This is a genomic window from Micromonospora sp. NPDC051006, from assembly GCF_044456245.1.
Lineage (GTDB): Bacteria > Actinomycetota > Actinomycetes > Mycobacteriales > Micromonosporaceae > Micromonospora.
On the sequence record NZ_JBITFP010000045.1, the window covers coordinates 1 to 9,664 of the forward strand.

General features: G+C 67.2%; 11 protein-coding genes. 4 read left to right on the top strand and 7 right to left on the bottom strand.

Going from position 1 to position 9,664, the window contains the following annotated elements; all coding sequences use genetic code 11:
* Positions 1 to 581: 581 nt before the first annotated feature.
* Positions 582 to 968 (bottom strand): hypothetical protein, encoded by a 387-nt coding sequence (locus ACIBBA_RS33345; protein ID WP_396702845.1) that lies wholly within the window; start codon positions 966 to 968, stop codon positions 582 to 584.
* Positions 969 to 1,117: 149 nt separating this feature from the next.
* Positions 1,118 to 1,798, bottom strand: a complete 681-nt coding sequence (locus tag ACIBBA_RS33350) for a hypothetical protein (protein WP_396702847.1) — start codon at positions 1,796 to 1,798, stop codon at positions 1,118 to 1,120.
* 325 nt (positions 1,799 to 2,123) lie between these two features.
* Here ACIBBA_RS33350 and ACIBBA_RS33355 point away from each other — a divergent pair, with 325 nt between their 5' ends.
* Positions 2,124 to 2,306 (top strand): hypothetical protein, encoded by a 183-nt coding sequence (locus tag ACIBBA_RS33355; protein WP_396702849.1) that lies wholly within the window; start codon positions 2,124 to 2,126, stop codon positions 2,304 to 2,306.
* 107 nt (positions 2,307 to 2,413) lie between these two features.
* On the opposite strand, the gene ACIBBA_RS33360 is transcribed toward ACIBBA_RS33355, so the two are convergent.
* The 5 genes from ACIBBA_RS33360 to ACIBBA_RS33380 form a co-directional block, all read right to left on the bottom strand.
* Positions 2,414 to 2,626, bottom strand: coding sequence for a hypothetical protein (locus tag ACIBBA_RS33360; RefSeq protein WP_396702851.1), 213 nt, complete (start codon positions 2,624 to 2,626; stop codon positions 2,414 to 2,416).
* Between the two features lie 248 nt (positions 2,627 to 2,874).
* On the bottom strand, positions 2,875 to 3,012 hold the full coding sequence (locus ACIBBA_RS33365; RefSeq protein ID WP_396702865.1) for a hypothetical protein: 138 nt from the start codon (positions 3,010 to 3,012) through the stop codon (positions 2,875 to 2,877).
* A gap of 536 nt (positions 3,013 to 3,548) precedes the next feature.
* On the bottom strand, positions 3,549 to 4,103 hold the full coding sequence (locus ACIBBA_RS33370) for a CbrC family protein (protein ID WP_396702853.1): 555 nt from the start codon (positions 4,101 to 4,103) through the stop codon (positions 3,549 to 3,551).
* Positions 4,104 to 4,309: 206 nt separating this feature from the next.
* Entirely contained in the window at positions 4,310 to 5,299 is a 990-nt protein-coding gene (locus tag ACIBBA_RS33375; RefSeq protein WP_396702855.1) for a hypothetical protein, read from the bottom strand.
* Positions 5,300 to 5,591: 292 nt separating this feature from the next.
* Positions 5,592 to 6,449 (bottom strand): hypothetical protein, encoded by an 858-nt coding sequence (locus ACIBBA_RS33380; protein WP_396702857.1) that lies wholly within the window; start codon positions 6,447 to 6,449, stop codon positions 5,592 to 5,594.
* On the opposite strand from ACIBBA_RS33380, the gene ACIBBA_RS33385 reads away from it, so the two are divergent.
* From ACIBBA_RS33385 to ACIBBA_RS33395, 3 genes are all read left to right on the top strand, one after another.
* Positions 6,448 to 7,314, top strand: a complete 867-nt coding sequence (locus ACIBBA_RS33385; protein WP_396702859.1) for a class I SAM-dependent methyltransferase — start codon at positions 6,448 to 6,450, stop codon at positions 7,312 to 7,314. The genes ACIBBA_RS33380 and ACIBBA_RS33385 overlap by 2 nt on opposite strands.
* Before the next feature lie 782 nt (positions 7,315 to 8,096).
* On the top strand, positions 8,097 to 9,197 hold the full coding sequence (locus tag ACIBBA_RS33390) for a carboxypeptidase regulatory-like domain-containing protein (protein ID WP_396702861.1): 1,101 nt from the start codon (positions 8,097 to 8,099) through the stop codon (positions 9,195 to 9,197).
* 17 nt (positions 9,198 to 9,214) lie between these two features.
* Positions 9,215 to 9,442, top strand: a complete 228-nt coding sequence (locus ACIBBA_RS33395) for a hypothetical protein (RefSeq protein WP_396702863.1) — start codon at positions 9,215 to 9,217, stop codon at positions 9,440 to 9,442.
* Positions 9,443 to 9,664: the final 222 nt, after the last annotated feature.

A 9,664-nucleotide genomic window follows, 5' to 3' on the forward strand; every position in this document is an offset into this window, starting at 1 on the left:
ACGTGCAGGAGCGGTCACCCGGACAGTCGACAAATCCAGCCAAGGACAGCAACCGTCGGTCAGGGCAAGGGTCAGACAACCGGGTGACCGCCCCTGAAGCCGACGGTGGTTGTGGAGATAGAGGCGGACGTCGCATTCGAGTACCAGCGATGGAGACATCGAGTGCGGACGCCAGGGTCAGGTCGGACATGTCGGTGTGCGACGTGCCGCTCCTGCTCGGTGAGGAGGAGGGCTACCTCGGCGAGAGCTAGCCGGGTGTTCATTCGGTGCGGCGCCCACAGTGGAGGTTGACGCAGCCAAGCGAGCGACCCCCTGCGGTAACAGGGGTCGCTCTGTCCGAGGTGCGCGCCTACTGCTCTATGCCTTGGCGCACATCTCGCAGCCCTCAACTTATCTAAGGGCGGGTCTCATTTGGTGAGGCGGCGGTAGCAAACGGGCATCAACTATCAGCAAGCCGCCAATCCCGGATCGCGCCTGTCCCGCTGGTGACCCCTTCGGCGGACCCGAAGGGGTCGGCCATCGCCGTCACGTGACTCGCTCTGTCGCACGCTCATGCCGAGGAGCGGACCGCCCGGTCGGACTCACTCTTGGGGGCCGTCTCCCGTTCGCGCCAAGCGCTCGCGACTCAGATACCGAACCGGCTTGCCGAGCGACTCCGCGTAGGCAATCTCCCGTCGGGTTGACTCACCTAAGTAGCCGCCCGGATCCACGACGTACACCTCGTCAGCCATGCGAATCTTCTGGAAGTGCACGCCGCCAAGCCGCCCCTTCAGGTCCGAGCTGTCGACTGTCCAGTCGTAGTCCGGCAGATCGGGGAGGCTGAACATTCCGAGGCTGATCACGACGCAACCTTCCATCGTGAGCCGCTGGTTGACCTCCGCGAACTCAGCCTCAAACTTGGTCGAGCCGCAGAGCGTGATGACCTTCGCCTCACCCTCGGCCGACTGCGGCGCCTGCTGGTCCTCCATGAGGTTCATGATCGGTGAACGGGCAGGACAAGTCTATCGCCGCCCCTGGACGTCCGCTCATGCCGCGAGTCGCGCGGTCTGGCCGACCGACCGGGATAGCCGATGAGCGATCAGCATGCTGCCGAGGCGGCCCAGGTGTGGGCCTGACGTCACGCCGCCGCGATCGGATAGCCAATCGCGGCGATGTTCTTGTGCAGCCCAGCAACGGTTACTTCCGGGTTCAAAGCCTGCACAACGACGTCAGTGAGCGGGCGGTGCGCGACGACGTACTCGACCACCGTCGGGTCCACATCGATCTCGTAGTAGGTTTCGGCGAACTCGACGTACCGGTCGACGATGTCGTCGAGCAGGATCTCGAGCAGGCCAGAGCCGTCCGGGGCGTTGTCGTCGTACGGTCCACGGAGCGGGGGGAACGTAATGCCTTCGCCGGCGTGCCAGCGGTCGTTACCGGAGGGCCGCCACAGCACAGCGGTGGCGACGAACTGGCCCTCCTCGTCGCCGAACGCTGGTTCCTCGATCTGCGGACGGAACACCGCCGGGATGCCTTCGAGCAGTCCGGGCCACAGCTCGTGGTCCGGATCGCGGTAGGGCGTCATTGCCGACTCGTGGTCGATCGCCCGAATGAACGCTCCGTCGGCGGTGAACACGGCCGCCCACTCGTCGCCGCTGCCGTTGTTCATCAGTGCCACCTCGTCGTTACCCCACGCCCGGGTGTAGGCGTAGTAGGGCTCGCCACCGTCGACGATGCACTCCAGCACGGCGAGTGCCTTGCAGCGGTCCCGCAGCACGTCGATGGAGGGCAGTTTGGCGGCGATGTCGTACACGGTCACCCGGTGAACCTACGCCGAACAGGACCGGCACCGTCACGCACCTTCAGGGCGTCCACGGGACTTCGTTGACAATGCACGCTATGCCGCAAGTCGCGCGCCGGAGACGGGGACATCTTGGGCTTCACATCCGCTGTTCCCACCAAGCGGCGCGGGGATCGGCCCAGGGATTAGCCAGGGTTCGACTGAGGAATAGATCATCGGCCGCACCGACGACCCGCCGCAGCTCCCGCGCCGTTCGTCCAGGTAGCGACCGCAGGGCAATATCCAACACTTCCCGATAGTCCGAGGTACAGCCGCAGGGGCACCCGCCAAAATCATCCAGCAGATGACGGGCCGGGCCTCGCGCCATGTCGGTCCAACCCAGAAGGGCGCGGCCGATATCACCGGGGCGCAACCGGTTGTCTTGGCGCTCCAGTCGAACGATGTCGGCGACGACTTTGCCGGAAATCCCGCGAAGGTGTGCACGGGGTTCGCGCGCCTGGCGACGATCGGGTTTAGCGGCGCGTAGCGCCACAGGCCGCCTACGCGGCAAGGTCCCTTCGCTGTAAGGCCATGTCGGGAAGTATGACACACAGAACGACGCTGACCCGAGGCCGGATAGTGCCTAGAGGCATGTCAGCTGCCGTGACTCAGGCAGCCGTCCCCGTCGAAGTGCTTGTATCGAAGGTTGCGGGCCAGCTCGTTGATCGCCCGTTGGAGAGGCGTCTGACCATCATCCTCGGGAAGGTGGGTCAGCCACCCTTCGCCGAGGGCCTCCTCCACGGCTGCCTTTGCGTGACGCTCGATCCGTCGCGCGTACTCTGCGTCAAACTCCAGCGTGGTAGCCAACGAAGTCTCCCTTCCCCGTTGGGTGACCAACTGGGTGACGATCGCGGTGCACGCGGCCGGACACCTGTGAACAACGACGGACGCGAGCGCCAGCGTACGACGCGGAAAATGGCAGGTGGCTACGGCCCGATGGTTGCATAGGGGTCAAGGGGTCGTCGGTTCGAATCCGGCCGTCCCGACGCAGATGAGGGGCCATCTCGGAAGATCGAGACGGCCCCTTTGTCGTACCTGGGCGGCCAACTGAGTGGCTACGGCACAGCGTCGAAGATCCGATCCATGACAACCGCACCGCCCAGGAGCGCCGGCCGGAGTTGGTGCCGGTAGACGCTCTCGGTGACGGTCGTGCCGGAGTGGCCGCACAGGTCGGCGATCTGCTCGATGCTCACGCCGCTGTCCGATGCCGCTAGCGCTCTGCGGCCAGCACGCAGGACGCCCGGCGGCTGGCGCGGACAGCAGGGAGCCCACGGGCCGCAGCAGAACGACAGGCCGTTGACCGGTGTGAGGTGGGCTGGCAGCCGGCCGGGCCGCGCGGCCACGATCCCGCGCGGCGTAGGGAGGGCACGTCGGCCGCGTCGGCGAGCTGGCGGCGCTCGCGGGGTTGGGGTTACTGCGCCTCCGGCGGGGGCGCTCAGGCTCCGAGATGGCCGGGGCTCCGTTGGCGGGTCACGGTCCGTGGGTGGTTGCGGTAGGCCATCCCGCTTCCCATCGACCCGGGCGAGCCGAGCAGACCACCGCCCGACCCGCCAGCGTCCGAGCCTGCGTCAAGGCCGTCTTGACGTGGCGGGCCGGGCGGTGACCCGCTCCCCAGAAGGGCGGGTCGACGGCAGACAGTGAGGATGGTGGGGTGGGTCGCGGCCCCGGACCCCGGGGCTGCAGTCGTTCGCTGCCTTCCTGCGGTGCCTTGACGTGGTTGGGCGTGTGGTTAGCCGATATCCCAGGAGGCGAGGTAGGCGCCGCAGTGCAGGCACTGGAACAGGTACGCTGTTGGCTCGCCGGCGCGGTCCAGCTGGTGCAGGAGCACGTCGGTGTCTTGAGGCGACCAGCCGAGCTGTCGGCATTTCTCGCGGACCATGTCGAGGGCGTCTGCGTGGGCCTCCAGTTCGCTGTAGCCGGCGGGCCCGAGGAACGCGGCGCCGTCGCCGCAGTGGTACAGCCATGATGGTTGCTGCCATCCGTGGAAACCCGGAGTCCGCTGCGTGACCTCTTCGACTACGTCGAACGGTACGTCGTCCGGTACGTCGACGGCGTCGCTGAACTGGGCGTTCATTCCTGCTTCGAGCGCGGCGGTTCCGAGAGTCGCGGCCGCTTGACCGGAGTGGATGCACAGCAGGCACAGGCCGCCAGGCTGCTTGCCGTAGACGGGCCCCTCGTAGCGCACGTGGCGCTGATACCCACATACGCCGCACACGTGATCGGTGCGCACGGCCGAGCCTGTCGCCACAGGGTCGGGGTGGTAGCGGAACACCGGCTCGGTCACGATGCCAATCATGCCAGCTCTTGATCATCGCCTCGTGGCTGTCATGAGCCGCACTTTGGTGCTTGGTGACTGCAAGTTGATCCCTGGCAACCGTGTGCTGCCACGTCGCCCGCGGTGGATCGGATGAGCCTCCAGGGTCAACCGCAGACGGTTTCCTACTGCCAATCGGCCGGCCGGAGGCCGGCAAGCCATGGAGGGAGCCCGCGTCACTGCATAGCGGTGGCCGGGGGATGATCGAATGATTCGGGGCAGCGGAAGGTGTACAGCGAGTAGCCACGCCCAATTTGCACGCCGACGATGTCTGGGGACGCAGTCGGGTTCTCCTCGGACGGGCGCCAGCTGCAATGCATGCCGTTCCAGTCGCCCGAATCCACGGTGAAAATCAAGGTCATCGTGGTGCCGCAGGCAGCACAATCCATCGGGTACGGATCGGTCAGTGACCAGCTCGCGTATCCGCCGACCTTCCATCCCGGCGCCAGCGACAAGTCGCTCTGATAGTGGGGACGGCTCTCGTCTTCGTCGTCATCCCACTCGTCGAGCCGCTCGCGTAGGTCCTCGGGGAGCAGATCGGCGTATTGGTACTCGCGGACCTGCTCGGGGTGCACCACGCACGGAACCGGCAGGTACATGTCGCTGATCACGGGCGGCTCGGGAGGCGCTTCCAGCAACGGGCCGACGGCGGAACTGTCGCGCCAGTAGAGGAAGACGCGAGGGCTGTAGTGCCGATCCGAGTGGTCCACCGGGCACCACAGCACCTGGAGCAGGTCGGTGCCGTCCGGACCGGCGTAGTCCGGGATATCTCGTCGGTACAGCTGCGCGACCGGGACCAACGGGATGGGATCCTCGATCAGGTCGTCCAGGTCCAGAGCGTCGGCCGCATCGAGCTCGGCCCGCTCCTCCGCAGTCAAGAAGTCCCCGCCCGGTAGCGGCTCCCGGGCTTCTGCGGTCGCGAGGATCTCCCGCCTGCGGCGCAGGGCGGCCGGGGACGTCAGGCCCCATGGCTCGTGCGCTCCGGCGTCGTCGCAGACCGGCCATACCTCGTCGGCCGGCCACAGCAGTGGTCCGCCGACCGAGCTATCCGTAACGGTCGGAGCGCCGGGTCGGGGATGCAGGCGGGTAGCCGTGATGGAATGCTCCCGCAGCTCGGGGAAGAGTGCGGTGATGTCTAGGGGACGCGGAGGCGTGGTGCGGGCCATAGAAGCGGATCTTATGGCCCGCGTGCTGGTCCTGAGTTCTTTGCCTTGCTAAGCAGCTACGGTCCCGGCTCAGCCGGATCGTCTGGATTCCGCTGCATCCGCCATGCGCGAAGGCGCGCAAGTCGCGTGGGGCCGTCCCCGAATGGGGCTCGGTAATCCACTCCCGCGCGGCCCCCCGCCCTTGTGAAGGCACTGATCTGCCGCTGAGCGGCCGGAACGCTCGGTCGCGCGCACCTGATGGTGGGTAGGCGACCTGCGTCCGCGAGCAGTTCGCCGGCCGGATGGTTGACGGCTAGCGCGTGGTCATCGGCTCAGGTGCCGGTGGGAACAGTTGACGCAGCGTCGGACCGATGGCCGTGGCCAGCGTGCCGTCGTCGCCGGAGTGCATGACCAGGTTGACCACCCCCGTTGCGACGTCGCCGGTGCGGGCTTCCGCAGCTGCGGCCGCGATGTCGGGCAGCGCGAGATCGGCGAGTAACTGCCGCACCAGGACACCTTCGCCCCAGAATGCCTCTGCCGGAATGGGGAGCCGGCCCAGCCAGGACAGCAGGATCGCCGCCCTGTCGGTGGCTGAGGGCGTGGCGGCGGTGAGCCGTCGACGGACATCGTCGACGTGCGTATCGGACAGCTCGCCGCATTGCTGACCGGTGGCGGCGGCCAACACGGGATGCAGCACGCTAGGAACCCCACGCTCAATCAGGTACCGCTTGCCCTCTCGCCCGGTGGGCCGGAACTGCGGGCGGCCCTCCTGCAGGTTCAGCAGGTCGGCCAAGGGCGCCAGGAATGACGTCAGCTGATCCGGTACCCCGAGCCCCGCCAGAAACAGGTGGAGCGCCAAAGGTTCTGCCACGACGAGGTCGTTACTGAATCGCGACCGCTCCCAACTGACCGAGCCGTGGCCATGCAAACCAGCGCTGGCGAGCACCTCGCCTGCCACATCGCGGAGCACGATCGTCGGCCCACCGTGGCAACGACAGATGTCACCGATGAAGCGACCCGTCGTGGTCAACACGCGCGCCATGTCAACCGACCCGGCATCCGGGAGCTCGGCCAGAATTTGACGACCGGCAAGAGGACCGCTGTCCTCACCACCTTCGACAATCTGCACGGCGTATGCCCGAGACCAGACATCGTCGAGCCACTCGATCATGGGGACCTCCCGCGCCAACCCAACGATCATCGCAGGCGCGCTCACGCCGACCACCCACACTCAGGACACAACAAACCTTCATGCCGCTGGTCGAGGGTTCGGCCTGAAGAGCTGTTGCTGGGATGATGTTGTTGTGGTCGACCAACGCGCCAGTTTCGAGTTGCTTGGCAGCGACGCCTTGGAGCAGTCCGCGGTGGTGGCGAACTGCGCCATGAACCGCGAGCGGCAGCTGTCCGGAGTCAACAGCTACACCCGGGAGCTGGGGTTCAACCCTCTTGACGTTCTCGCCGCCGGCCCTGTTGGCGCCGACCGGGCCGAGCCTTTGGCAGCCGCTGGCTGGTTGGATCTGTGCTGCGGCACTGGTCGAGCGTTGATCCAAGCTGCCGGGGAGCTGCGGCTGGCAGGGTTGACCGAGCGGACAGTCCTCGTCGGGGTGGACCTGGTTGACGCCTTTGATCCCGTACCGGCACCACCGCTGAACCTGGAGCTGATCTGCGCCTCCGTGGCCAACTGGGCACCAACGCGGACGTTCAACTTGATCACCTGTCTGCACGGACTGCACTACGTCGGAGACAAACTCGCCGTCCTGACCCGCGCGGCCGGCTGGCTTACTCCCACCGGCCGGCTCGTGGCCGACCTGGACCTGTCCAGCATTCGGCTTGCTGACGGGCGACCCGTTGGGCAGCGGCTCACCGCCCGACTCCGCGCCGCCGGGTTCTCCTACGACTCCCGTCGCCGCCGGATCAGCTGCACCGGCCGCCGTGACGCCCGCCTCCCGTACAGCTACCTCGGCGCCGACGATCGCGCTGGTGCCAACTACACCGGACAACCCGCCGTGCATTCCCACTACGCCGAAGACCACTGACCGCACCGACAGCGTCCGCACATGCCGCAAAGTGCCCGGCGCGGCTGAAGCGCTACGCGTCCCGGGAACAACCCGATCGCTGGAGCGTTCATGTAGTTGTCCTCGTGCTCCGGCGGCCAACGATCGCGTAGAGCAACCAACGTCTCGGCGACGGCATAAGCGACAGTGCATGGCGGCGAGTGCAGGGATCCCGGAAGACCCGCAGCCGCGAAGCTGCGATGCATGTCCATGCTTGCGCCAGTTGCTCGTCAAACAGGCGGTGCAGAACGTAGACGCGAGGGCCGAAGTCCCATGACCCGCCGTCGTCGTCATTGGTAACCATGACGAACCAATATTCGCGACCGCAATAAAGGGCAACGCCCGTGATGGCGCCGTCATACCAATCGCTGAACCACTGCTCAGCGATGTGCTGGTCCGGCTAATCGTCCCACCCGAAGAGCTCGGCATGATTCAGAGTGGTCACCAGAACCCACGCGAAGGAGTTCGGAGCCAAAGGCCGGCGACGAGAAGGGCGACCGCTCCGAGGCCGAGGATGAGGCTGACCCTCATCAGGACGTAGCCGTCCGCCTGCCAGAAATACGGCAATTACGAGACTGCATATCAAGCAGCGCCCAGCGCGAGGTCCCCCTGCGAGAGGCCGGGTAGGGGGCCCGCGAGTCGCCCAACCCACCCCCGACAGGGCATAGTGTCCCGCGGCGTCATCGGCCGATGTCGCCTGTACGTGGAGAGGGTGGTAGGAAGTGACGACGCGCTTACGTGCCCGATGGGCCCGGGCCGCCACATTGATCGCGCTGACCGGGGGGACGCTCGCGGTGTCCGCGGCACCCGTGGCGGGCGCCCCGGCACCCATCAGCATCCTGAGCGTGTCGGCGGAGAACGTGAAGCCCGGCGACAAGGTTCGTGTCCAGTTCCGCGTCACGAACAACGGGAGCCGGGCCGAAACGGCCATCGTGGTGGTCAGTGGCGGCCTGCAATGCACCATCGGCTGCCGGGCGGAGCCGAACCTCAAACCCGGCCAGAGCCAGGACTTCCAGGCCACCGTTGTCGCGCCCAAGGTGAACGCGGGCGAGATCCTCGGTCTCAACATCTCGGTCGCCGTACGGCTCGGCGGGCAGAACAGCTTCGACTACAAGATGGTCTACATTCACGGCCCGGGCACGTCGCAACCCAGCGCGGGCGCGCCGCAACCCGGTGCGGGCAAGCCGTCGTCCGAGGTGGACGGGGTGTCCGGCCAGGTCCGCGACACCAGCGGCAAGGCGATCGGCGGCGTGGCCCTGACCGTCCGGGACAGCGCCGGGCACGAATACCGTACGACGAGCGACCGCAGCGGCCGGTTCTCGATCAAGTCAGGCGCCGGCAAGACGATCGCCGAGGGCCGGATCACGGTCGTCGCGGCCCTGGACGGCTATCGCACCACCCGCACGACCGTACAGGGCTCCGCCGGTGACACCGCGAGCGTGCGGCTGACCTTGGCCGCCGTGGCCGCGCCCGCCAAGACCCCGCCGTCGCCCACCCCAACGGCGGCAGCGGACGAGGCTCCCGGGCCGGAGACCAGCGTAGACGCGGCGGCACCCCCCGCCCTCGAAGCTGTCAGCGACGAGGGCAGCGCTTCGCTGCCGTTCATCCTGGGCGGCCTGCTGTTCGCCGCCGGCCTGGGCACACTGGCCTTGATGGTGAACCGCCGCCGGAACACGCCGGACAAGCCGGCTCCGTACGCGGCGACTCAGCTGACGGCGCCGCCCGGAGCGGGTATGAGCGACGCACCGACCGCGGTGCTGCACCCGAGGCCGCCGGCCGACGGGTTCCCCGGCCCGTACAGCGGGCCCCCGCAGGGCGGCATCCAGCAGCTCAGCCGCGACCCATACGGCGGACCGGCCCTTTAGCGCGGGAGTACGACCTGGTGGGCGTCGAGGCGAAGATCTGCGGCTATGCCGTTCCGTTGTCGGCCGACGACGTTGGGGGATACGCCGTCTTCCCGCTGGGCTGGGATGGGGTGGTCTGTTTCGACGATCCGGAGCTGGCATCAACGGGGCGCCGAGCCACCGAGCTGGAACCAGAGGCACCTCGTGTGATCAGTGTCCGCCCTGACGGCGCCATCACCGGGGCATCTTGGCCCTTGCTCGACTGAGGCGGGCCGCAGGCGCCCTCTCAAGCTGAACGCTGTGGAGACACAGCGAGCACTCGCGGAGTGTCACGCGTCATGTGAAGTCAACGTGTAACGCCTCAACCGGAGTCGCACAGCCGGCTGCCGGCAATCTAAAACTGACGGACATCGTTGACACCTGGGTCTCCGGCGACTACGGAGACCATCTATGTCTACCCCTCACCCTCCGCTCGATCGGGAGGCCAA

Excerpts from the sequence above, each read along its gene's own strand:
- ACIBBA_RS33345 (WP_396702845.1), bottom strand. The coding sequence starts at position 968 with ATGGAGGACCAGCAGGCGCCGCAGTCGGCCGAGGGTGAGGCGAAGGTC.
- ACIBBA_RS33355 (WP_396702849.1), top strand. The coding sequence starts at position 2,124 with ATGACGGGCCGGGCCTCGCGCCATGTCGGTCCAACCCAGAAGGGCGCG.
- ACIBBA_RS33375 (WP_396702855.1), bottom strand. The coding sequence starts at position 5,299 with ATGGCCCGCACCACGCCTCCGCGTCCCCTAGACATCACCGCACTCTTC.
- ACIBBA_RS33385 (WP_396702859.1), top strand. The coding sequence starts at position 6,448 with ATGGGGACCTCCCGCGCCAACCCAACGATCATCGCAGGCGCGCTCACG.
- ACIBBA_RS33380 (WP_396702857.1), bottom strand. The coding sequence starts at position 6,449 with ATGATCGAGTGGCTCGACGATGTCTGGTCTCGGGCATACGCCGTGCAG.